Here is a 25,480-nt window from a genome sequence, read left to right on the forward strand (position 1 = left end):
AACTTACCAATACACCTTTACTGGTTTTTAATTTTTCACAAATTCCGTATGTGATAAAAAAGTTACTTTTGGTATTCTGTGGTGTCACTATGATTTTTATTTTTAATACCTTAACACATTTTCACCACTCAAACTCTGTATCCATAAGGTTTTGCTACTCAAAATTTTCATAACTGGTCTAGATGTTAAAAAAAGCTGTATCATAAAATGATACAGCTTTTCATATTTAAAGAAATTATTCTTGTTCAGCTAACTTCTTATATCCTGCTAATCTTTCCATAGCATCATTGTAAGTCTTTTCAAATAAAGCATCTGCTGCTTCTGGGAATGCCTTAGCTAATGAAGCATATCTTACTTCACCCATTAAGAATTCCTTGAAGTCTGCCTTTGGTTCCTTAGAATCTAAAGCAAATGGATTCTTAGTTCCCTTTAATTGAGGGTTGTATCTGTACATAGCCCAGTATCCACAATCAGTAGCTCTCTTAGCTTCTTGTTGGCTGTTACCCATACCAATCTTAATACCGTGGTTAATACATGGAGCATAACCGATGATTAATGATGGTCCTTGGTAAGCTTCTGCTTCAGCAATAGCCTTAAGAGTTTGGTTCTTATCTGCACCCATATTTACTTGAGCAACATATACATAACCATAGCTCATAGCCATCATTCCAAGGTCTTTCTTCTTAGTCTTCTTACCTGAAGCTGCAAACTTAGCTATAGCAGCTGTTGGAGTAGCCTTAGAAGATTGTCCACCTGTATTAGAGTAAACTTCTGTATCGAATACGAATATATTTACATCTTCTCCAGATGCTAATACGTGGTCAACCCCACCGTATCCAATATCGTAAGCCCAACCGTCTCCTCCGAAGATCCATTGAGATCTCTTAACGAAGTAGTCTTTTTCATCTAATACTTTCTTAGCTAATTCTGAATTAACTGTAGCTAAAGCTGCTTCTAACTTTTCAGCTCTATCTCTAGTTCCTTCACCATTGTTCATATTAGCTAACCAGTCTTCAACAACAACCTTAACGTCGTCATTTACACCTTCTTCTAATAATGCATTTAAGTTATTAGCTATTCTTTCTCTTATAGCCTTAACACCTAAGAACATACCTAATCCGAATTCAGCATTGTCTTCGAATAATGAGTTAGCCCAAGCTGGACCATGTCCTTTATGGTTAATTGTGTATGGAGTTGAAGGAGCTGATCCACCCCAGATTGATGAACATCCAGTTGCATTAGCAATCATCATTCTGTCACCAAATAATTGAGTTATAAGCTTAGCATATGGAGTTTCTCCACAACCTGCACAAGCACCTGAGAACTCAAGTAATGGTTGCTCGAATTGGCTTCCCTTAACTGTATTCTTATTCATTGGGTTCTTCTTAGCTGAAACTTCTTCAACTGCATAATCCCAAGCTTCCATTTGATCATGTTGAGATTCTTGTGGCTTCATTATTAAAGCTTTTCCTGGAGCTGGACAAACTTGAGCACAGTTTCCACATCCAGTACAATCTAATGGAGTTACTCCAATTGAGAAGCTTAATGGTTCTTCTGTCTTTAATGCCTTAGCAGGAACTAACTTCATTGATTCTGGAGCAGCTGCCTTTTCAGCATCATTTAATAAGAATGGTCTAATTGCAGCGTGTGGACAAACGTAAGCACATTGGTTACATTGAATACACTTTTCTGGAACCCATTCAGGAACATTAACTGCAATTCCTCTCTTTTCGTAAGCTGCAGTACCAGCTTCAAAAGTACCATCTTCCATTCCCATGAATGTAGATACTGGAAGAGAATCTCCTTCTTGTCTGTTCATTGGGATAACTATATTCTTAACGAATTCAGTCATCTTGTGGTTGTTTTCAACTTCTTCGTCTTTAGCATCCTTCCATGATTCTGGAATATCTATCTTAACGATTGATTCAACACCCTTATCGATAGCTGCGTTGTTCATATCAACAACCTTTTGTCCCTTCTTACCATAAGAAGTTACAACTGCATCCTTAAGGTACTTAACAGCATCTTCAACTGGGATAATGTTAGCTAACTTAAAGAAAGCTGATTGCATTATCATGTTGATTCTTCCACCAAGACCTATTTCTTGAGCTATTCCAACAGCATTGATAGTGTAGAACTTAATGTTGTTGTTAGCTAAGAATCTCTTATATGAACCTGGTAACTTTTCTTCTAATTCTTCTGGAGTCCAGATAGTGTTTAGTAAGAAAGTTGAACCTGGCTTTAATCCATCAAGTACATTGTACTTATGAACGTATGATTGGTTAGAACATGAAACAAAGTCTGCCTTGTTTATTAAGTATGGAGACTTGATTGCCTTCTTACCAAATCTTAAGTGAGATACTGTTATACCACCTGACTTCTTAGAGTCATAGAAGAAATAACCTTGAGCATACATGTCTGTATGGTCACCTATAATCTTGATAGCACTCTTATTAGCACCAACAGTACCGTCTGATCCTAATCCCCAGAACTTACATGCTGTAGTTCCTTCTGGAGTAGCATCTATATCTTGATGAACTTCTAATGAAGTATTTGTCACGTCATCAACGATTCCTATTGTAAATCCATCCTTTGAATCTTCCTTTGCTAAGTTTTCATAAACTGCAGCAATGTGACCTGGGTTTGGATCCTTAGAACCTAGACCGAATCTACCACCTACGATAACTGGAGCATTTTCCTTACCATAGAATGCATTCTTAACGTCTAAGTATAATGGTTCACCAGCTGATCCTGGTTCCTTTGTTCTATCTAATACAGCAATCTTCTTAGCAGATGCTGGTATAGCTTTCATTAATTTTTCAATTGAGAATGGTCTGTATAATCTTACTTTAACAACACCAACTTTTTGTCCATTAGCATTTAAGTAATCTACAGTTTCTTCACATACGTCTGTTACAGAACCCATAGCAATGATTACTCTATCAGCATCTGGTGCTCCATAGTAGTCGAAGCAGTGATATTCTCTTCCTGTTAACTTAGTTATTTCAGCCATGTATCCTTCAACTATATCAGGAACTGCTTGATAGAACTTGTTAACTGCTTCTCTTTCTTGGAAGTAGATATCAGCATTTTGTGCAGTACCTCTAGTTACTGGATGGTTAGGATTTAACGCTCTAGCTCTGAAAGCTTCAACTGAATCCCAATCAACTAGGTTTGCTAATTCATCATATTCAAGAACTTCGATCTTTTGAATTTCGTGAGAAGTTCTGAAACCATCAAAGAAGTTAACAAAAGGTATTCTAGACTTAATTGCAGTTAAGTGAGCAACTGCTGATAAATCCATAACTTCTTGTACTGATCCTTCTGCAAGCATTGCAAAACCTGTTTGTCTTGCAGCCATAACGTCTTGGTGGTCACCAAAAATATTAAGAGCTGAAGTAGCTAATGCTCTTGCTGAAACATGGAATACTCCTGGAAGCATTTCACCAGAAATCTTGTACATATTTGGAATCATTAATAATAAACCTTGAGATGCAGTATAAGTACTTGTTAATGCACCTGCTTGTAATGATCCATGAACTGCACCAGCAGCACCTGCTTCTGATTGCATTTCCATAACTTGTACAGGTTGACCGAATATGTTCTTTCTTCCTTGTGCTACCCATTCATCAACGTGTTCAGCCATTGGTGATGATGGTGTGATAGGATAGATAGCTGCAACTTCAGTAAATGCATATGATATATGAGCAGCTGCAGTATTACCATCCATAGTTTTCATTTTTCTCATCGCGTAGACCCCTCTTTCTTTATATAAAAATTAATAAGAAACATGTTTGTTTAAACTGTAGAGTGTATTTTAACATAAAAATACACCGAATTATTCATTTAATTTAGTAATGGGTATTAAATATATTAATAACCACATTGTTAAAAAAATAACTTTTGTATCTCCTAGTAAAACAAACCTACGTATATAATTATATATCAGAATATCAATTTTGCAAGGGAATTGTAAATTAAAAACATTTAAGTAATATTATAAATTTTCTGCAAATTGTACTACTTACTCATAGCTTCCATAATTGTCTTTATCACAGCAGGGGTTCCAACCTCCCCTTGTTTAGCATTCATTTTACTAATTAACTCCCTCTTTCTAGTCCTTAATTCCTCTAAATGTGATAAAAAGCTTTCTTTAGTTATCTCTTCTTCCTCAAGCACTAGAGAATACCCTTCCTTTTTGAAAGAATTTGCATTTAAAATTTGATCTCCTCTACTAGCTTTTCTAGATAATGGTATTAGTAGTGTTGGCTTTTTTAATGCTAAGAACTCAAAAATAGAGTTAGCTCCTGCTCTAGAAACTATATAATCTGCTGCTTTCATTAAATGAGGTAGCTCCTCACTTACAAATTCAAATTGTTTGTATCCAATATAATTTTGTAATTTACTGTCTAAATTTCCTTTTCCGCATATGTGAATAACATTAAACTTTGTTAAAATTTCATCCAAATTTTCTCTAATTACATCATTTATAACCTTTGATCCAAGACTCCCCCCCATAATAAATAAAATTTCTTTTTCATCTTTAAATCCACATATTTGCTTTCCTTGTAACTTACTTCCACTTAATATTTCGCTTCTTATAGGACTTCCCGTTAAAACTCCCTTATTATCTTTTACAAAACTTAAACTTTCTCTAAAAGTAACACATAGCTTATCGCAAAATGGTGCTGATAACTTATTAGCAAGTCCTGGAGTTATATCTGATTCATGAGCAACCACTGGTATTTTCTTTATACTAGCTGCAATAACTACAGGTACTGCAACAAAACCGCCTTTAGAAAAAACTATATTAGGCTTTTCATTTGTTAATATTTTTTTAGCCTCAAGTATTCCCTTGAATACTTTAAATGGATCAGTAAAATTTTTAATATCAAAATACCTTCTTAACTTACCTGATGATATTCCATAGTAAGGAATTCCTTTTGATTCTATTATTTCTTTTTCTATTCCATCCTTACTTCCTATATATTTAATTTCAAAACCAGCTTCTTTTAAACTTGGTATTAGCGCTAAGTTTGGAGTTACATGCCCTGCTGTACCTCCACCTGTCATTATAATTTTATACTTACTCAAAAAATCAACTCCTAAACTTTTATTTTATAAACAACTTGTATAGCTTTTCCACCTTTCCCTCTAATTATATAAAATAATCATAAAAAAATTACACAAGCTATGATTACAAAGATGCGGATAGGTGAATTTAAATATCAAACCAATCATTAGTTCCAGAATAAAAACAAGAATTAGCTAAATTCAAAAACGAAGTTGCTAGTGCAATGAACGTACCTTTCTCTGACTACAACGGAAATCTTACATCTAAACAATGCGGTAGTGTTGGTGGAGAAATGGTTATAAGAATTGTGGAACAACATGAAAAAGGGCTTTAATTTTCTCTAATCCTTAAAAATCAAGGATAGCTTCAAGCTATCCTCTTCAAATTATAACCTAAAGTTCTTAACATTAAGTTGTATATTTCTTTTTCCATTAAACTCATTAATACTTGGATAATAAATTATATCCATATAAAAATCTGCATATCCACTATCTACCAAGTGCAAAAACTTTTCTTCCCCATACTTATCTGTAAACATATCTTTAAAATCTTCATATTTATCAAAGTTTAGTCCTTCAACATATCCAAATGTTCCTGGAACAACAAATCTAAACTTCATAAAATTCTTCTCTTTTCCTATGAAAAACACTCTTGAAACCTTGATATTTTTCACAGCAAACAATGGACTACCATTGCCTTTTCCAAAAGGTCTTAAATTTTCAATTTTCTCTACTAAGCCTTCATCTAAATATTTAATTTCTAGTGGAGAATCTATTTTTATAACTGGAATAATATCTTCATCTGAAAGAGTACATTTAGAATTAAGAGCCTTCCTTAAAAGAGATATATTCTCCTCCTTTACAGATAGACCTGCTGCCATAGGATGGCCTCCAAACTTCTCTATATATTCTTTACACTTATTTAATTCTTCAAACATATTATATCCTTCAATACTACGAGCAGAGCCTTTTGGCATATCTTTTCCTCTTGTCATAACTATTGTTGGCAAATTAAATCTTTCTCTCACTCTACCTGCTACTATGCCAGCTATACTTTCATGTATCCCCTCATCATATACAAGTATAACCTTTTCTCCATTTGTTATTTCTTCCTCAACCTTAGAAATAACACTTTCAACGCTATCAAAAGTTAATTCTTGTCTTTCTACATTTAATTCATAAAGCTTTTTAGCTAGTTCTTCTGCATATTTCTCATCTTCAGTTATTAATAACTCTACTGATAAATCTGCTGTTTCTAATCTTCCTGTAGCATTTATACATGGTCCAAGTACAAATCCAAAGTGGTACTCACTTATATCTTTTCCGTCTAGACCAGTTGCTTTTATTAATGCTTTAAGCCCTATACTAGAGGTGTTATTGATTAGCTTTAATCCCTCTTTAACAATTATTCTATTTTCACCTAAAAGCTCTACAACATCACAAATGGTTGCAATAGCTGCATATTGGAACAAATCATAAAATTCCAAAAAGCTTCTTCCCATTTCATTAACTAATTCCATAGAAAATTTCAATGCAACTCCTGCTCCACAAAGTTCTTTAAATGGATACTCACAGTTTCCTTGTTTAGGATTTATAACACAATCACTATTAGGAACAACATTTATTCTGTTACCATCTTTTTCAATATAAGGTATATCATGATGGTCTGTGATAATTACAGTGAGACCTAGTTCCTTAGCCACTTCAACCTGCTCCATAGCAGATATTCCATTATCACAAGTTAGAATTACTTCTGCCCCTTCTGATTTAAGCTTTCTAATTCTATCACTATTCATACCATAACCTTCATCTTCTCTGTTAGGTATGTAATAATCAAAGTTTGCTCCTAGTTTCTTTAAGGTTCTATAGAGAATAGTTGTACTACATACTCCATCACAATCATAATCACCATAAATAACTATCTTTTTCTTTTCTTCTATAGCATCCTTAATTATAGATACTGCTTTTTTCATATCCTTCATCAAGGATGCGTCATTTAAATCATTAACTGTACCTTTTAGAAAAAGAGAAGCTTCTTTTTTATTTACAATTCCTCTATTGGCCAATAATCTTGCTATTAGTGGATTAATTTCATATTCACTAGTAAGTTTTATAAAATCTTCTTTTTTATTAATTACCATCCACTTTTCTTTCAAAGCTTCTCCCTCATTTCTTCTCTATTTCATTAAGGAGTTAAATAACATTCCCTCACTTAAGTTTTCCCATTTATCACATTGTAATAACTCTAAAATTTTATAGGCAAATAGCATAGCAGTTGCCGGACCTCTACTTGTAATAATATTACCGTCAACAACTACATGATCTTCTAAATAACTTCCTTTTACTAGTTCATCTTCAAATCCTGGATAGGAAGTTACCTTCTTTCCTTCAATAATTCCTGCTTTTCCAAGAACAATAGGAGCGGCACAAATTGCAGCTACTATTTTTTTATTATCATTAAACCATTTTACTAAAGCAATTATCTCTTCATTATCTCTTAGATTAGTAGCACCAGGCATTCCTCCTGGAAGCACTATTACATCATATTCCTTAACTTCTTCACTTATTAGTTTATCTGCTTTAACAACTATATCATGAGCACCTTTTACTTCCATACCAGATATACTAAACATATCACAAGTAATATTAGCCCTTCTTATAATATCTACAACTGTTAAAGCTTCAATTTCCTCAAAACCATTAGCTAGCATTACAGCTACTTTTTTCATAAGAATCCCTCCTAAAAGCCATATATTAGATTATATTTATACTCTTTATTTCATCATCAAGAGAAACTAGCATAACACCTGACCCTCTACCTGCTCTATTTTGAAGTTTAACATCAGATAATTTAATTTCTGCTGTCTCCTTATTCTTTGTAACTAATTGGAACCTATATTCTGATAATGATGAAATAGCAATTTCTCCATTTAAGTCCTGTTCTATATTTACAAAGCATTTACCATAAACAACTTCGTCTTCATCCTTTAAGCTTATTCCTGTAACACCTGATGCTATTTTACCCATTGCATTAACATTAGATACAGGGAATCTTATAGCCATCCCCTTTTTAGTAAATAATACAATGTGACCTATTTTTTCATTAGATATATCTATGCTAACCACTTCATCATCTTCATTCTTAAATTTGTACGCTTGTTGTATTAAGTAGTCTCCTGCAAACTCACTAAGAAGTGTCTTTTTAACTAATCCCTTATTAGAAATTGTATATACTGCATATTCTTCGCTATAAGATTTTATAGAGTATATTGCAATTACTCTTTCTTTTTTACCTAGTCCATAAACTAAATCTTCAATAGAAATTTCACTATTTTTAATTGCTTCTTGAAGCATAAATGATGCTATTTTTATAACGTTACCTTTATTAGTAAACATTAATAATTCAGATGAAGAGTCTGTAGTTACTTTTAATGAATCATTTTTATTGGCTCTTGCAAAAGTTTTTAATGTTCCCTTAGCTGTAACTCCTAAAGTATATTCAACAAACTCCATACTTTCTACATATTCAGCATTTATAACCTCATCTTTAGAAGATAAGTTAAATAATTGAGTTCCTAATATATTTCTAGGTAAATCTTCTAATTGTGGTATTTCCAGAGTAAAGTCTAACCCTAACTTAGTTGAAATTTTTAAGAATTTATTTTCTCCTTCTAAAATATCCGTTCTAACCACTCTTTCTCCATCTCTAAGCTTAACAGCTTGAACCTTTGAGTAATTAGTTTGGAATTTATCTAAAGAACTTCTCTTAATGCACCCACTATTTGTTACAAATTGTACAAATCTATCTGATGACATTACATTAACTGAATTAACTCCAATTATTTTTTCCTCATCAAGGTTAAGAGCTTTGATTAATGTATCAAGCCTTTCACCTTTCTCTTTCCACTTTCCTTCTGGAACATTTATTCCTTTAAGTTGATACATTATTCCTCTATCTGTAAATATAAGAATATTATCAGTAGTATTAGACTTAACTAAAAATCTTAGTTCATCCCCTTCTCTATATTCAATTTCAGAAGGTTCTGCATTTGCTCTAATGTAATTTTTATACGGAATTCTCTTTATAAATCCATCCTTTGAAATAGTAAGCATAACATCTTCTACAACTATTAATTCTTCAAGATCAATCTTTGCCTCACTATCATCTTCAACTATTTGAGTTCTTCTAGGATTTCTGTATTTATCTGTTATTTCTTTAAGTTCAGATTTCACTACTTTTAGAAGTTCTTTTTCTTCTGATAAAATCTTCTTAAACTTCTTTATTTGTTTTTCTAATTCTTTATATTCCTTTTGGAATGTACTTATTTCCAGCCCTGTTAATCTGTATAGCATTAACTCTAAGATTGCAGTGGCTTGCACATCTGTAAAACCAAACTTATTAATTAAGTTTTCCCCTGCATCCTTCTTAGACTTAGATTCTCTAATAGTTTCAATAACTTCATCTAAGATATTTATTGCCTTTATAAATCCTTCAACTATATGAAATCTCTTTTCCGCTATTTCTAATTCTTTCCTTGTTCTTCTTGTAACTATTTCTTTTTGGTGATTTATATAATGACCTAAAATAGTCTTAAGTCCCATAGTTTCTGGCTTACCATCTGCTAAAGCAACCATATTAAAGCTTATATTACATTGTAAATCAGTCTTTTTAAATAAATATTTTAAAATCTTGTCTGCAGTAGCTTCATCAGCAGCTTTCTTTAGTTCAATAACTGCTCTAATACCACTTCTATCAGATTCATCTCTTATATCTGTTATCGCTTCTAATGCCTTTTGATGTCTCTTATCACCAGTCATTTCAGATATAGTTTGTAGCAGTTTTGCCTTATTTCTTCTATAAGGGAATTCTGTTATTACTATCCCTAATCTTCCGTTTTCTAATTTTTCTATAGAAGTTTTAGCTCTACATGTTACCTTACCTTCACCTGTTTCATAAGCAGAAATCATAGATTTTTTTCCAATTAAAACTCCACCTGTAGGTAAATCTGGTCCTTTAATATAATTCATTAACTCTTTTGTAGTAATTTCAGGATTATCTATGTATGCAAGAACACCGTCAGTTACTTCTCCAAGGTTATGTGGAGGTATATTAGTAGCTAAACCTACAGCTATACCGAAAGACCCATTAACCAAAAGATTAGGATATCTGCTTGTTAAAACTCTTGGCTCTAATTCACTATCTGAATAGTTAGGTACCATATCCACCGTGTCTTTATCAATATCTTTTAGCATATCCATTGCAATAGAAGTTAATCTTGCTTCAGTATATCTCATAGCTGCCGCACTATCACCATCAATAGATCCCCAGTTTCCATGACCGTCTATTAAAGGTTCTCTTGTGGAGAAGTCTTGTGCTAATATTGTTAATGCGTCATATACAGAACTATCTCCATGTGGGTGAAATTTACCTAAAATATCCCCAACTATTCTTGCTGACTTATAGTATGGTCTATCTGGAAAGGCTTTAAGTAAATATGCACCATATAGTATTCTTCTATGAACTGGCTTTAAACCATCTCTTACATCAGGAAGAGCTCTTTCTTTTGCAACCTCTACCGCATAAGGTAGGTAGTTGTCTGGCATAGCTTCTTCAAGAAGTACTGGAATTATATTATTATCTTTTGGAATATTATTATTAACTTTTTTAGCCATAAACTATCCCTCCCTTTCTAGAACTCTGCGTATTTGTACATATATTTTTTCCTTGGTTCAACCACATCTCCCATAAGTAGAGATATCATTCTTTCAGCCTTTGCAGCGTCCTCTATAGTTACTTGAAGTAAAGTTCTTGACTCTGGGTTTAATGTAGTCTCCCATAATTGATCTGGATTCATTTCTCCAAGTCCCTTATATCTTTGAATAAGAGCCCCTTTACCTATTTCCTTCTTAACTTGTTCTAATTCTTCATCACTATAAGCATACTTTTGAACCTCTCCTTTTTTAGTATGTTTATATACTTTATACAGAGGCGGTTGCGCTAAATATAAGTGCCCATTAGCAATTAAAGGCCTCATATATCTATAAATATAGGTCATCCAAAGCGTCCTAATATGATAGCCATCTACATCGGCATCACTCATAATAATTATTTTATTATATTTCAAATCATCTTCATTATAATTATCTAATGTACCTGTACCTACAGCAGCATTAAAAATCTTAAGTTCTTCAGATGCTAATACATTTTCAAGCTTTTGCTTTTCAGTATTCATTATTTTACCTTTTGAAGGCATTATTGTTTGGAATCTTCTATCTCTAGCTTGTTTTGCAGAACCACCAGCGGAATCTCCCTCAACTACTATAAATTCATTTACATCTTTATTTTTCAAAGTACACACCGCAACCTTACCTGCAAGAGGTGCTGTACCTTTTCCAATCTTTTTCTTTTCTGCATCATTAATCTTTTTTATTTTTTCTCTTCTTTGAGCAGCAGCAAGAGCATTGTTTATTATCATTGTTGCAAGCTCTTTATTATCCTCTATCCACTCACCAAGCTTAGTGTAAGCTAAATCATTCATCATAGTATAAGCTTCATTATTTCCTAGCTTTGTTTTAGTTTGTCCTTCAAAAACAGGATTAGTTATTTTAATTCTAACTATGGCCGTCATACCTTCTCTTAGGTCATCACCTTCAAATTCCTTGTCTTTTCCCTTTACTAACTCTAGCTTTCTTGCCCATTCCTTAAAAGCTCTAGTCATACCAGTTTTAAAACCAGTTTCATGGGTTCCAGCTTCTGTTGTTGGAATATTATTAACATAGCTTGCAATATAATCTGTAGTTGAATCAGTAAATTGAATACATACTTCTCCATACATTTGAAGTCCACCAACTTCTCTCTCACCCTCAAATAAAATAGGTGCTTCATGAAGCTTAGTTTTACTTTCATTTAAATAATCTATAAAATCTAAAAGTCCTCTTTCAGAATAATATTCTTTTCTAACTTCTTCATCTTTTCTATTATCTATTAATTCAAGCCTAATACCTTTATTTTGGAAAGCTAATTCTTGTAATCTCTCATCAATTACATCAAACTTAAAATCTATTGTAGAAAATATTTCTCCATCTGGCATAAATGTAATTTTAGACCCAGTCTCCTTACTTTTACCTACTATATCAAGTTTTGTAACAGGGGTACCTGGCATATCTCTTTTTAGCTCTTTATCATATGCATATTCAAACCTTTGACGATAAATATTTCCGCTTTGATAAACTTCAACTTCAACCCATCTCCAGAAGTTTTATAATTCTTATTATTAAATTTTCCTCCTGTGTGAAGCTCTGTAAATACCATTTCCACCCCACTTTTTTTCTTAATTGGGTGAATTCCCGTTGGTATTCCTCTTCCATTATCTTTTATAGTAACACTCTTATCTTTATTTAAAATAACTTGAGCCTTATTCCCATATCCATTAGAAATTTCATCTATAGCATTATCTAATATTTCCCATACACAGTGATGTAAACCCTTACTTCCGATTGAACCTATATACATACCTGGTCTTACTCTAACAGGCTCTAATTTTTCTAAGGAAGTCAAATCAGTAACATCATAAGTAGTATTATTCTTCATAAACTTTTGCCCTCCACATATATTTTCTATCTCTATAGTTGTCTACATTAAAATATACTTATTTTTATTTACTATGTCAAAATTTATTTATTATAAATGTTTTTTTAGTTTATCCATATTTTTTAAAGATATTATAAAAATCACAACAACCATTATGTATCTATGAAAATTTTTAACACTCTATCCAACAGTGCAATTCTTTAAAGAACAAAAAATGGAAGCTAATATTCTTAACTTCCACTTTAAATTTATTAAATATTTACTTATCTAAACATCACAAATTTCAACATTTCTTACATGCTTAGTTGGATTCCACTCCTTATTATTCTTTCTTAATATACCTTGGATTGTAATTGGCACCCAAGTAACAGTATATAGAGCATATAATAAGAATCTAAAGAAGAAAACTAAACCTTTCTTCCCACAGAATATAAATGTGGCAACTAAGAATATTGCATAGAACCCAAAATTAGCTGCTGTAATAATTAATCCATCAGTAACACCTTCTAATAAAATAGGCATTATAAAAATATTAGTAGAGAATAATACAATCAACGCAAAAAGTCCTTTAGATATCTTTTTATCTAATATTAATACTAATGGTGTTATAACAAACTGAACTAATGTTATAGCTTGATATCCAGCACTTCCAAGAAGATCACTCATAATAAATATATTAGCTCCTTCTGGCGCATTTGCTTGAATTAAAGTCAATATTGCTGATATAGCCATTAATAAAGTTGCAAATGGTTGTAAAACATATAATGCGCAATCAAATATATACCATTTTCTTTCCTTAATAGCCTTTTTAACAAGCTTAAAGAAATACCTTGATGCAACATCTGTAAACCCTTGCATCCATCTTCTTCTTTGAACCCAAGAAGCTTTTAATCCTAATGGCTTTTCATCATAAATTTTAGCATCATGTGCCCAACCTATTTTTCCACCATTTAGAACAACCTTACATGTAAACTCTAAATCTTCTGTTAAACATGTAGCTCCCCATCCAAATTTCTTTAAAGTATCAAAATCAATTGCAAATCCAGTACCACCAATTTGATTAGAGAATCCAACATTATTTCTTGCAAGTTGGAACATTCTATTTTGTGACCAAAATGCTATTGAATATGAAGTGGCAATCCATGAATCTTCAGGATTTTTACTATCTATATAGCCTTGTACAACTTTATAGCCTTCCTTCATCTTAGAGTTTATTTCTTTTAAAAAGTCTGGATGCACTAAGTTATCTGCATCAAATATACAAATGGCATCAAACTTTTCATCCATATTATAAATTTTATCGAACATCCACTCTAATGCATATCCTTTACCTCTTTGGTCTTTATTAAACCTTTCAAATACTTTTGCTCCTGCTTCTTTCGCAACTTTGGAAGTATTATCATCACAATTATCAGCTATTACAAAAACTTCAAATAATTCCTTTGGATAATTTTGTCCTAATATACTTTTTACTAATTTCCCGATTACTACCTCTTCATTGTGTGCAGCAACAATCATAGCAAATTTACGCTTAGGAGCATAGTCCTTTTTTTCTTTTTTTCTATAGGTTCCAAATAACCCCAATATCAAGTAATAGCATAAAACTACAAATGCGAACACTTGAAACACCGCTATTGCTGTATACATTACTTTTTCCATTATTTTCACTCCTAATATTAAATGAGAAATTCCCATTATATTATTGTTGTCTTTTTTTCTCGTTAATGCGTTCTTATTAATACTAGTTCAATTATATCAAAAAATCAAGGGCAAAAATCTTAATTTTAAATTAATGTTAATTTCTTGTATTTTTCCTTATATTTGTTTTTTGTCTTTCATTATTAAGTTTCCCTATTTCTTATTACTATATAAAAATTTTTAGAGGTATATTGAAAAAAAAAAGGAAATCTTTTTTGTTAGATTTCCTTTTGAAAATAAACTTATTTAATTAAACAATTCCTTGAGCCATCATTGCATCAGCAACCTTCATAAATCCAGCAATATTAGCTCCCATAAGAATATTCTTATCTTTTCCATATTCCTTAGCTGCAGCACTTGCATTCTTATAAATATTCTTCATTATTCCTTGAAGCTTTTCATCTACTTCTTCAAATGTCCAAGATAATCTCATACTGTTTTGTGACATTTCAAGAGCAGAACATGCAACACCACCTGCATTAGCTGCTTTTGCTGGACCAAACATTAATCCATTGCTTTGGAATACTTCTATAGCTTCTAATGTTGAAGGCATATTAGCACCTTCTGATACAGCAATTGTTCCGTTAGCAACTAATATTTTAGCTGCTTCAGCATTAACTTCTCCTTGAGTTGCACAAGGTAATGCTATATCACATTTTATAGTCCAAATTCCTCTGCATCCTTCTGTATAAGTAGAACCTGGAACTCTATCTGCATATTCCTTAATTCTTCCTCTTTTAACTTCCTTAATATCTTTAACTACATCAAGATTTATTCCATTGGGATCATAAATATATCCATTAGAATCACTTAATGCTACAACCTTTGCTCCTAATTCAGTCGCCTTTTCTGTAGCATATATTGCAACATTACCAGAACCTGAGATAACTACTGTTTTCCCTTCAAATGATGTTCCATTGTCTTTTAACATTTCTTCAGTAAAATAAACCAATCCATATCCAGTAGCTTCTTTTCTAGTTAAGCTTCCACCATATGTTAAGCCTTTTCCAGTTAAAACACCTTGGTCATTAGCTCCTCTTAACTTCTTATAATATCCATACATATATCCTATTTCTCTAGCACCAACACCAATATCACCTGCAGGAACATCAGTGTCTAATCCTATATGTCTATATAACTCAGCCATAAAACTTTGACAGAACTTCATTACTTCATTATCAGATTTTCCTTTCGGATCAAAGTCTGATCCACCTTTTCCTCCACCTATAGGAAGACCAGTTAATGAATTTTTAAATATTTGTTCAAACCCTAAAAATTTAATAATGCTTGCATTAACTGATGGATGAAATCTTAAGCCACCTTTATAAGGTCCTATAGCACTGTTAAATTGAATTCTGAAACCTCTGTTAACTTGAACATTTCCTTCATCATCTACCCATGGAACCCTAAACATTATTTGTCTTTCTGGTTCAACCATTCTTTCTAATAGCCCCGCTTTTATGAACTCAGGATGTTTATCAAATACAGGCACTAATGAATTTAAAACTTCAGTAACTGCATCTAAAAACTCTTTTTCTCCCTTGTTACGGCTTTCCACCTTCTCTAGAACAGATTCAACATATTGCTTACCGTTCATTTTTCCATCCCCTTTTTAATTTTAATTTAACTTAATAATACATTATTTTCTTTATAATTACTACAAAAAAATATTAAAAGGACTGTTTTTTAACGAATTTCATACTTATTTAATAATTTATTTAACAAAATATCAATTTAATAACAAGATGCTTTCCCTTTATATTCTTTTAATAAATAACAAATACTAATCTTAGAAGAAAAATAACAAAGAGGTGATAAATTGAAAATAGGATATGCATGTACGCCTTTATCAACATCATTAAAAACTACGAGAAAATTTACATTAAACTCATATAATGAAGACATACTTAAAACTACAATATCTCATAATTTATTAGATTTATACAAAATATTAGAGTTTAATAATAAGCTTGGAATAAAACTATTTAGAATTAGTTCAGATATAATTCCCTTTGGAAGTCATAGTATAAATACCTTCAATTGGTCTCAGTATTTCTCTGACGAATTAAAGTCCATAGGTGAATTTATTAAAAAAAATAATTTGAGAGTTTCTATGCACCCCGGTCAATACACAGTTCTCAATTCTACTAATGATGAAATAGTTCATAAGGCAATTGAGGATTTAAATTACCATACTTCTCTATTAGATTCTATGGGATTAAATGATGACCATAAAATTATTCTTCATGTAGGAGGAGTATACGATTCAAAGATTGAGTCAACAGAAAGATTTATGAATAACTATACTTTACTTTCTAAATCAATAAGAAATAGATTAATTATTGAAAATGATGAGAAGAATTATTCATTTAGTGATGTATTAAACATTTGTAAAACTATTAATGCCCCTATGGTCTTTGATAATCTTCATAATGAATGTTTTGGAGATAATAACTATACTCTAGATAAACTATTTGAACTAGCAAAATCAACTTGGACAAATGAGAAGTGTAATATGAAGGTACATTATAGTCAACAAGATATAAAAAAGAAAAAAGGCTCCCACTCTCCCACTATCTTTATAGAGGACTTCTTTAAATATTATTCAGTTGCAAAAAATTATGATTTAGATATTATGCTAGAGGTAAAAGATAAAGACTTTTCTGCTATTAAAATTATAAATCTAATAAAAGAATCCCAAAATACTTTAACAGAAATTGATATATTAATGGAAATTGAACGTTATAAGCTATATTTTACAGAAAAAGGAGAAGATACATTTGAGAAAGCTAAGGACATAATTTTATTTAATAGCATAAAAGACTTCTATCTATATGTAGATAGTCTTTATTATAAGAAACCAACTTCTACTTCATCTAATAAAGCATTAGTTGAAGGCTTTAAATTAATTGAAGAAAATATAAATTCTCGTGAGACAAATCACTTTTTCAAATTAAAAAATGAAAGAAACTATAGTAAAGCTAAAGAATATCTTCATAAGCTTGCACAAAAATATCTTTGCTATGAGCTTTTAAACTCATATTTTTTTTATAATTAAATTTATATTATTTTTATTTTTTATATTATAAAAGAATATATATTATTCTTATTTTAAAAGAATATATATTCTTTTAAAAAATATATTCCTTATGGTATAAAAAATGTGGTTTGGATATTTATTTTGCTTGTTCAGTAGCTACGCTCCAAGTCACATCAAAACAAATATCCAAACCACTCATACTAAATGTAAAAAAAGAAGCACCAATAACGGCGCTTCGTTTACTTCATCTCATTCATTATGGCTTGAATAAATTTTATATTCTTAAACTTAATATGTATATAAATAAATGTGCAAGAAATCATTCCTCCAATAGTTCCGCAAATAATATCCCACATAGTATCATTTAATGATCCGTTTTGAGCTGTTAATCCAAATATACTATCAGTTGCAAACTCCCATAATTCCCATATACCTGCACAAGCAACAGAAAATAAAAATGGGAATGCCACTAAAATTATTTGGTTAATAGATTTATTGCTATGATCTCCACATAGATACACACAATAAATAAGTCCATAGAATGCTAATAATATTCCAGATGTAAAATGTAAGATCTTATCATATGATTCAAATGCATAAAAGTTCATTACATTAGCTAAATACATTGCAAAGAATATAAATACTAATGTAACAACATAAGCCCCTTTAGATTTTCTTAAAAATGTTTTTGAAAATAAAAATCTTGCAGCAAATATAGTTATATATATTAGCCCAATTCGCCATAACTTTTCTCCATCTCTATAGAAATAATCCCATACAAAAGTAACTGCTAAAAGTACATAAAAGATATATGTACATAATAAATGATAACCTAACCTCTTCTTCATATCTAATCTCCTATATTTCTATTACATTTATATAATAATGTATAAAGGTAATTTAAACAACTTTTCCTTGCTTCTTTAATAGGATATAAATCAAGTAGGATGATATTCCTCCAATAACTATCCCACCAATATGTCCATAATTATCTATATTAGGCATACTTATCCCAAATAAAAGATTAATACCAATAACAAATAGTAAATTTGAAATTACTCCTTTTTGTATTCTTCCTCTTTCATTATAAGCATATACTAAAAGCGCACTCAACAAACCAAATATAGCTCCAGAAGCACCAACTGATAAAGATGTTGGAGCTAAATAATAGCTTAATATGCTACCTCCTAATCCTGATAATGAATAAATTATAATATATGCTTTTTTACCGTATAAATCTTCTATTTGCTTTCCTATAATGTATAGTGCATACATATTAAATACTAAATGCAATATTCCTCCATGTAAGAAATTACAACTTATTAATCTCCACCATTCATTAGTAAAATACATAAGAGGCCTATACTTTGCTCCCATCTCTAATAATACGTAAGGATTTATATCAAAAATATTTCTTGATTTTAAAGCACATATAATAAAAAGAGCTACATTAATAATTATAAGTGTATATGTTATATAATATCTTTTAAACTCACTCACTATCTTTTCATCATTGCCTGTAGCATTTCTTATTATTCCTACAATAGGTTCACACCCTTGATCACAATATAAGATTTTCTCAGATGAATAATCTACTACAACTTTATTAGTAATAGAATATGAAGGATTATATATACTCTCACTTGTAAAAACTATAGTATGTAAACTAAAAGCCTCCCCCTTTTGCTTAAGGTAATATAGGGCTTCGTTATAATCTATATTTTCATACTTATCATCTGTTAGTATTATTGCATAAATACCTTGGGGAAATCTTTTTAATGCAATAGTCATTTGGGTATTCCTATACTGACTGATATAAAATTCTACATAAAAACCTTCTTTAGCTGTAATATAACTAAAGAACTTATCTTTCAATCTATTCATATTCCTCTCCTCATCACTTTATTATGTAACACTTTTTATATAATTATATAATAGATCTCCTTTAAGGAGAATATATATCAAAATAAATAAACTTAATAAAATATTTAAAAATATACTAATACTCTATAATATATTTTCACATTTAGCAGCTTTTTTATTTTTCTTGAGAAAGAACGTATATTCGTATATAATATTAGTTAATATAAGAACATACATTCTCACTTAAGGAGGTACCTTTTCCATGGACCTTATGGATAAATTAAAAATTCTTTCTAACGCTGCTAAATATGACGTTTCATGTTCCTCTTCTGGATCAAAAAGAAAAAACAAGATTAACGGTATTGGTAATGCATCAGAAAGTGGAATATGCCATAGTTTTACACCTGACGGTCGCTGTATATCTTTATTAAAAATACTTTTTTCTAACGATTGTATCTATGACTGTAAGTACTGTATAAATGGATATTCCAAAGATTTTCAAAGAGTTAGTTTTACACCTAATGAGGTGTGTGACTTAACTATAAACTTTTATAGAAGAAATTATATTGAAGGATTATTTCTTAGTTCAGCTATAGTTAAAAATCCAAATTATACAATGGAGCTTCTTTTAAAAACAGTAAAAAAGCTTAGGTTAGAAAAAAACTTTAATGGCTATATACATTTAAAAGCTATTCCTGGAGCTGATGAATACTTAATTAAAGAGGCAGGTTTATATGTTGATAGAATGAGTGTCAATATAGAATTACCATCAAGTAATAGCCTAAAACTACTAGCTCCTCAAAAAAGTAAAGAAAAAATACTTTTGCCAATGAAAACAATTAAAAATTCTATCATTAGCCATACAGAATTAAAGAAGAGTATTAAATCTACTCCTCTTTTTGTTCCTGGAGGACAGAGTACTCAACTTATAGTAGGTGCTACTCCTGAAAGTGATTATAAAATACTAAATTTAACTCAATCTTTATATGATAGATTCAAGTTAAAAAGAGTATATTTCTCTGCCTATGTACCAGTTATAAAAGATAACCCACTTTTGCCTCAAATCACTCATCCTCCTATGGTTAGAGAGCACAGGCTTTACCAAGCTGATTGGTTATTACGATTTTATGGTTTTAAAGCCAGTGAATTATTAAAAAATGAGAATGATAACTTTGACTTAAATTTTGATCCTAAAACCTATTGGGCATTAAATAACTTTAATGAATTTCCTGTAGAAATTAATAAAGCATCTTATGAAACTTTACTTAGAATCCCTGGAATTGGAGTAACATCTGCAAGAAGAATAATTAAAACCAGAAGGGTTTGCCGATTAACTTATGAGGATTTAAAAAGATTAGGAATTGTTTTAAAAAGAGCTAAATACTTTATAACCTGTTCAGGTAAATACTATGGAGATATAGCCTTTGATGATTATAAAATAAAGAAAAAATTATTATCTCAAAATATAAAGAAAAATTCACCTGAGCCAAATCAAATTTCTTTTTTTGATGACTATAGTCATGATAATTCCACATCATCTGGAATTATTCTTCCATCAACTAATATTGATATATTAAGTGATAAATTATCATCTTTTAACGGGGAGTTATAATTTATGAAGACATTTTTATATGATGGTACCTTTGAAGGATTATTAACAGCTATATATGATAGCTTTTACTCAAAAGTTCCTCCTATTGGTATCTTTAAATCTGAAAACTACAGCGCTCTATTATTAGACGAAATTATTTATATAAAAACTGATGAAATCAAAGCCAAAAAGGTAATGAATGCAATAATAACAAAAATTGATTCTAAAACTTTACAAAACTTGTATATAATATTTCTTAGTAATAACAAAGATGCTAGTACTATAGCACTAAAATACACAAAAACTGCTTTTAAGCTCGGAAAGGATATTCATGCTTTTCTTAATTTAGATATAGTTAAAATGGTAGAAGATATTAGAAGAAGGGTTTATCTAGAAGCTCATAGATTTGAAGGATTTATACGTTTTTCTTTAATTGAAAATAAATTCTTATATTCTTCTATTGAACCTGATAATGATATCTTAGAACTAATTGCCCCCCACTTTAGTTCTAGATTTTCTAATGAGTATTTTATAATTCATGACATAAATCGTGAAAAAGCTTTAATATATAACAAAAGATCCTGGGAAATTACTCATATGACAGTAGATGACTATAATCTTTTTAAAAGCACTAAAGATGAATACGTAGATTTATGGAAGTGCTATTTTGAATCTACTACAATAAACGAACGTAAAAATCCAAAATTACAAAAACGTATGATGCCTATAAGATATTGGAAACACTTAAGTGAATTCCAATAGAAATGATACTAAAATAATACTATAATAAACTATAGTTATATAATAGAAAGGGATGTTTTTATGTTAAAGATATCTTCTATAAAAGGAGGAAATAAAATGTGGATAGTTTTTGCTTTATTATCTGCCCTTTTTGCGGCATTAACCTCCATTCTAGCTAAAATAGGTATTGATGGTGTAAATTCTAATTTGGCCACTGCAATTCGTACAATTGTTGTACTTGTTATGGCCTGGGGACTAGTTTTCCTTACAGGTGAACAATATGGAATTAGCAATATTACAACTAAAGGATGGATATTCTTAATATTATCTGGAATAGCAACAGGTCTATCTTGGTTATTTTATTATAAAGCACTTCAATTAGGAGAAGCTTCAAAAGTTGTACCTATAGATAAATTTAGTGTTGTTATCAGCATGGTTTTAGCCTTTGTAATCCTAAAAGAAGCCATAACAGCTAAAACTTTAATAGGTGGACTACTTATTACCATAGGTACTTTCGTTCTTATATTATAATATTTCTTTTAAGAATGGATAAGCTATTAGTGTACAAACTTTTAGCTGTTCTAGGAGGAAATTTTATGGATAATAATAAAAATAGGCTTAAAGATCATCCTAAATCTAATGCTGAACTTAGAAAAATGTATTCTGAAGCTGGATCTGAAATAGGTATCGAAAATGGTAAGAAAATAGGTGCCCATGCTAATGGTAAAAAATACACTAAGAGATCTAAGTTATCTCATAATAAATAGGAGGAATCAATATGTCATGTAATTGTGGTTGTAAACATAAAAAAACTAAGTCTGACCCTACTTCATCAAACTATTCTAAAGAAATGAATAATAAGGCTCATCAAAAAAGTCCTTTCGGAGAAGATGAACCTTCAACTCACACAACATATAAATAATATAAGGGATGTAGATTATACTACATCCCTTATATTATAATATTATTTCTAACTACTTTTCTCTGTTTTCTTGTAATATTTTCTTTAACTTGTTTTGAACTAGCCAAAGACTTTTTTGCTTTCTATTATAAGCCACCATCCTATTTTTATTATTTCTATTCTCTTCTAATAATCTCATATATTCATTATCTGCAATTTTTAAAGCATCTTCTATAACCAAAAGTTCTTCCTTACTAAACATAAAAATCCTCCTTATGAATATGAAAATCTTTAGATATTATATCATATACATTAAGGCTATTGAATTTTTATTTTATATACTTTGATATTTCCCCTTCTCAATATATATATCCTGCTTTTCTACATTTCTATAGTTTCTGTAGCCATTCTATATACTCACTATCATCACTATTTTTTAATATCAGCTCTTTTCTACAATGTTCAAATTCTGTATTCATATCATATATTTTATATACTAATGGCATCATTTTCTCTGATAATCCAATTTCATCCTTCTCCTTAAATAAGGTTAAAACCTGATTTTTCAATTCTAAGTATATTGAAGAACCATATTCCTTAGCAGTAGCTATGCCAGATAACAAAATAAGCTTAAAATGTGGATAATCTCTATTTTCAACTGCTTTATTCAAGTACAAGTTTAGAATATTTCTTTCTCCCCATAAGGAATCCTTTTTACAGTATTCATTTCTCACTAAATTTTGGCTTAATAATTGAGCTAATGATTGTATATATAGGCTAACTAAATTATCTTTTGGAGTTTTGTAATTCTCGCTATAATTTCCCCCCCCAACCTTTAAGCTATCTATTATTTCCTTAATCATCTCATTAAATTCACTACCAAAGCTCATCTTTTTTAAATTCTTATTTATTTTAAGCTTATTTTCAAACTTATCATAAATATAACTTTCTATATAAATAGAATCCTCTTCTTCTCTTATGCCGCCTGTTACTATATAATCACCATCATTTTTAGACAATAAATCCCTTATATAATTATCCTCATATACTTTTCTTGATACTACCGGTCCCACATCTTTTATTGTAGGTATTATAACATTTAAGGATAACTCTGTTTCATATTGTATTTTTTCTCCTAAATAAAATGGAAGAGCTCTTGTTAACCTTCCTATTGAGTCTTCTCTTTGAATACGACCTTTACTTTCCTCTTTTATTCCTTCATTTGCATAAGATAAAACTACAACCTTTTTGCAATCCTTAGATTTTTTAGGAAGTAACCAAGTTGGATCCCCTAAAGAGTAGTACCATAAAGGAGAAACATATGTTAGTAAAGATATAGATATTTCACCTAACTCTTCTCCTGTTGATTCACCCTTCATTTTTTCAAATTCATTATATATATTCATAAGATAGTTCTTTAAATCAGGTCTTTCCAACTTTAAAAGTGTGCTTAAAAGTTTCTCTCCATTTTCAATATCTTTTGTAACTAAATAACCTCTTAGCAAATTCATTCCCAAATCAATCCCATGAATATCTAATTTATATATTGGAGATATCATTCTAACCATAATATCAGCATATCCAGAAGCCCCTAAATCACCTGAAATCATAGAAAGGGCATAACCATTATCCTTTACTATTTCCATTATGCTCTCATATTCCTTTAATGCTTTATCTATTTCTTTATTATCTAAGTACATTTTCCCTTTTAAAACTTGAGGAAACCAACTTCCACTTACCTTACTTACCTTATCTAAGACTTTAATTTCAGCTTCCTTACCTTCTTTTTCATTATAAAGCGCTTTAAGCCACATTAATCCATTAGTTTGATTAGGATCTAAATATATACCTTCCCATAAAGTATTTAATCCCTTATCTTCATACCCTTGTCCATAATATACTTTTGCTAAGTTAGTAAGTATAGTCCCTGTCTTCCCATACTTATCTATATACTCTAGTAATACCTTCTCAGATTTATCATATTGTAATAACTTCATATATACTATAGCTAAAATAGTATATCCTCTTTCTTTTATCCTATCTATTTCTTTTAAATGTTCAGCAGACTCAACTACTTCATCTATAAATCCATCATTTATAGATGATAGTATTATATTGTATAGTGCATTATCATCATCTTTGTATTTCTTTAACTGATCAGGTAATATTTTAGTTCTCCATTCATTCTTAGAGATAACTATCTTTCTTCCATAAGCATCATAACACTCTATTGTTTCTTCTTTTATGCTTCTCTCCCCTTTTACTTCTTCCTTAATATTTTTCCTCTTTTTTAACTTATCAATTATTCCCATAGTATCCTCCTATATAAATTCTCATTATTATTTTACCATTAATTGATTATATAAAAAAAGTTGGGTAGATATTTATTTTTCTTGTTCCGTCACTGCTCTCCAAGTCACATCAAAACAAATATCCCCCCACTCATACTAAAAGTAAGAAAAAAAGAAACTGCCTTAACAGTTTCTCAGAATTTATTAAATATATTACTTTCTATCTTTGGAACATTTCTGCTCTTCTTTTCTTAGCTACATAATTAGTTATTCTCATTTTTATTCTTGCAAATTCCTTAACTTTATAAAATGCTATTACATCTCTTGTAAATAATAATGCATCAAATAAAAAATATTTTAAATCTTTTATATTATCATCCTCAACTTCTATAGCATTGCATTTATCAAACAGATACTCTAAATTACTCTTGAAAGATGACAACATATTAATTACTGTTTCTTCATCTTCACCTTCAAACTCTTTTTTAGCTAAATCTTCTACATAAATAACTAACATATTATTTAAATTATTATATTCATTATATATTTCTGCTATGTTCATCTACTTCTCCTGCCTTATTATTAAACTAAAAAAAGTGTAGCGGATATTTATTTTGCTTGTTCCGTCGCAAGCTTCAAGTCACATCAAAACAAATATCCACCCCACGCGTACTAATGGTAAGGAAATTAT

18 protein-coding genes and 2 pseudogenes are annotated in these 25,480 nt (G+C 30.3%); 7 read left to right on the plus strand and 13 right to left on the minus strand.

Annotated features, from left to right (window positions below; all coding sequences use genetic code 11):
- Positions 1 to 235: 235 nt before the first annotated feature.
- Positions 236 to 3,748, minus strand: a complete 3,513-nt coding sequence (gene nifJ, locus KIB46_RS07490) for a pyruvate:ferredoxin (flavodoxin) oxidoreductase (RefSeq protein WP_156562168.1) — start codon at positions 3,746 to 3,748, stop codon at positions 236 to 238.
- A 272-nt stretch (positions 3,749 to 4,020) separates the two neighbouring features.
- Positions 4,021 to 5,094 carry an undecaprenyldiphospho-muramoylpentapeptide beta-N-acetylglucosaminyltransferase gene (locus KIB46_RS07495; protein WP_291671325.1) on the minus strand — a complete coding sequence of 358 codons (1,074 nt, stop codon included), beginning with the start codon at positions 5,092 to 5,094 and terminating at the stop codon, positions 4,021 to 4,023.
- A gap of 131 nt (positions 5,095 to 5,225) precedes the next feature.
- On the opposite strand from KIB46_RS07495, the pseudogene KIB46_RS07500 reads away from it, so the two are divergent.
- Positions 5,226 to 5,408, plus strand: a pseudogene (locus KIB46_RS07500) (alpha/beta-type small acid-soluble spore protein).
- Between the two features lie 51 nt (positions 5,409 to 5,459).
- Here the strand turns inward: KIB46_RS07500 and recJ are convergent.
- The 6 genes and pseudogenes from recJ to gdhA all read right to left on the minus strand — a co-directional run bounded on the left by recJ (position 5,460) and on the right by gdhA (position 15,959).
- On the minus strand, positions 5,460 to 7,229 hold the full coding sequence (recJ, locus tag KIB46_RS07505; protein WP_291671326.1) for a single-stranded-DNA-specific exonuclease RecJ: 1,770 nt from the start codon (positions 7,227 to 7,229) through the stop codon (positions 5,460 to 5,462).
- A gap of 21 nt (positions 7,230 to 7,250) precedes the next feature.
- On the minus strand, positions 7,251 to 7,802 hold the full coding sequence (locus KIB46_RS07510) for a DJ-1 family glyoxalase III (protein WP_291671327.1): 552 nt from the start codon (positions 7,800 to 7,802) through the stop codon (positions 7,251 to 7,253).
- A 25-nt stretch (positions 7,803 to 7,827) separates the two neighbouring features.
- Positions 7,828 to 10,746 carry a DNA topoisomerase IV subunit A gene (locus KIB46_RS07515; RefSeq protein ID WP_291671328.1) on the minus strand — a complete coding sequence of 973 codons (2,919 nt, stop codon included), beginning with the start codon at positions 10,744 to 10,746 and terminating at the stop codon, positions 7,828 to 7,830.
- A 17-nt stretch (positions 10,747 to 10,763) separates the two neighbouring features.
- Positions 10,764 to 12,664 (minus strand): annotated as a pseudogene (locus KIB46_RS07520) (DNA topoisomerase IV subunit B).
- 267 nt (positions 12,665 to 12,931) lie between these two features.
- Positions 12,932 to 14,323 (minus strand): glycosyltransferase family 2 protein, encoded by a 1,392-nt coding sequence (locus KIB46_RS07525; RefSeq protein ID WP_156562185.1) that lies wholly within the window; start codon positions 14,321 to 14,323, stop codon positions 12,932 to 12,934.
- Between the two features lie 289 nt (positions 14,324 to 14,612).
- Positions 14,613 to 15,959: an NADP-specific glutamate dehydrogenase gene (gdhA, locus tag KIB46_RS07530; protein ID WP_291671329.1), complete on the minus strand. Its 1,347-nt coding sequence runs from the start codon at positions 15,957 to 15,959 to the stop codon at positions 14,613 to 14,615.
- A 222-nt stretch (positions 15,960 to 16,181) separates the two neighbouring features.
- On the opposite strand from gdhA, the gene uvsE reads away from it, so the two are divergent.
- Positions 16,182 to 17,420, plus strand: a complete 1,239-nt coding sequence (gene uvsE / locus KIB46_RS07535) for a UV DNA damage repair endonuclease UvsE (protein ID WP_291671330.1) — start codon at positions 16,182 to 16,184, stop codon at positions 17,418 to 17,420.
- A 221-nt stretch (positions 17,421 to 17,641) separates the two neighbouring features.
- On the opposite strand, the gene KIB46_RS07540 is transcribed toward uvsE, so the two are convergent.
- Entirely contained in the window at positions 17,642 to 18,250 is a 609-nt protein-coding gene (locus KIB46_RS07540) for a hypothetical protein (protein ID WP_156562191.1), read from the minus strand.
- A gap of 52 nt (positions 18,251 to 18,302) precedes the next feature.
- Positions 18,303 to 19,286 carry a rhomboid family intramembrane serine protease gene (locus KIB46_RS07545; RefSeq protein WP_156562193.1) on the minus strand — a complete coding sequence of 328 codons (984 nt, stop codon included), beginning with the start codon at positions 19,284 to 19,286 and terminating at the stop codon, positions 18,303 to 18,305.
- A 241-nt stretch (positions 19,287 to 19,527) separates the two neighbouring features.
- Between KIB46_RS07545 and KIB46_RS07550 the strand changes: the two genes are divergently transcribed.
- From KIB46_RS07550 to KIB46_RS07570, 5 genes are all read left to right on the plus strand, one after another.
- Entirely contained in the window at positions 19,528 to 20,877 is a 1,350-nt protein-coding gene (locus KIB46_RS07550) for a putative DNA modification/repair radical SAM protein (protein ID WP_291671331.1), read from the plus strand.
- A 3-nt stretch (positions 20,878 to 20,880) separates the two neighbouring features.
- Positions 20,881 to 21,618, plus strand: coding sequence for a TIGR03915 family putative DNA repair protein (locus KIB46_RS07555; protein WP_291671332.1), 738 nt, complete (start codon positions 20,881 to 20,883; stop codon positions 21,616 to 21,618).
- Positions 21,619 to 21,714: 96 nt separating this feature from the next.
- Complete coding sequence (locus tag KIB46_RS07560; RefSeq protein ID WP_156562201.1) at positions 21,715 to 22,128, plus strand: EamA family transporter; 414 nt, start codon at positions 21,715 to 21,717, stop codon at positions 22,126 to 22,128.
- A 65-nt stretch (positions 22,129 to 22,193) separates the two neighbouring features.
- Positions 22,194 to 22,364 (plus strand): hypothetical protein, encoded by a 171-nt coding sequence (locus tag KIB46_RS07565; protein WP_111937766.1) that lies wholly within the window; start codon positions 22,194 to 22,196, stop codon positions 22,362 to 22,364.
- Positions 22,365 to 22,375: 11 nt separating this feature from the next.
- Positions 22,376 to 22,519 carry a hypothetical protein gene (locus KIB46_RS07570; RefSeq protein WP_291671333.1) on the plus strand — a complete coding sequence of 48 codons (144 nt, stop codon included), beginning with the start codon at positions 22,376 to 22,378 and terminating at the stop codon, positions 22,517 to 22,519.
- A gap of 52 nt (positions 22,520 to 22,571) precedes the next feature.
- Here the strand turns inward: KIB46_RS07570 and KIB46_RS07575 are convergent, their stop codons facing one another.
- From KIB46_RS07575 to KIB46_RS07585, 3 genes are all read right to left on the minus strand, one after another.
- Positions 22,572 to 22,760, minus strand: a complete 189-nt coding sequence (locus tag KIB46_RS07575; RefSeq protein WP_027099457.1) for a hypothetical protein — start codon at positions 22,758 to 22,760, stop codon at positions 22,572 to 22,574.
- Positions 22,761 to 22,887: 127 nt separating this feature from the next.
- A complete protein-coding gene (locus tag KIB46_RS07580; protein WP_291671334.1) occupies positions 22,888 to 24,810 on the minus strand; it encodes a hypothetical protein in 1,923 nt (640 codons plus the stop codon).
- Between the two features lie 199 nt (positions 24,811 to 25,009).
- Positions 25,010 to 25,351, minus strand: coding sequence for a hypothetical protein (locus KIB46_RS07585; RefSeq protein ID WP_156562205.1), 342 nt, complete (start codon positions 25,349 to 25,351; stop codon positions 25,010 to 25,012).
- Positions 25,352 to 25,480: the final 129 nt, after the last annotated feature.

The organism is Clostridium sp. (genome assembly GCF_018372875.1).
GTDB lineage: Bacteria > Bacillota > Clostridia > Clostridiales > Clostridiaceae > Clostridium.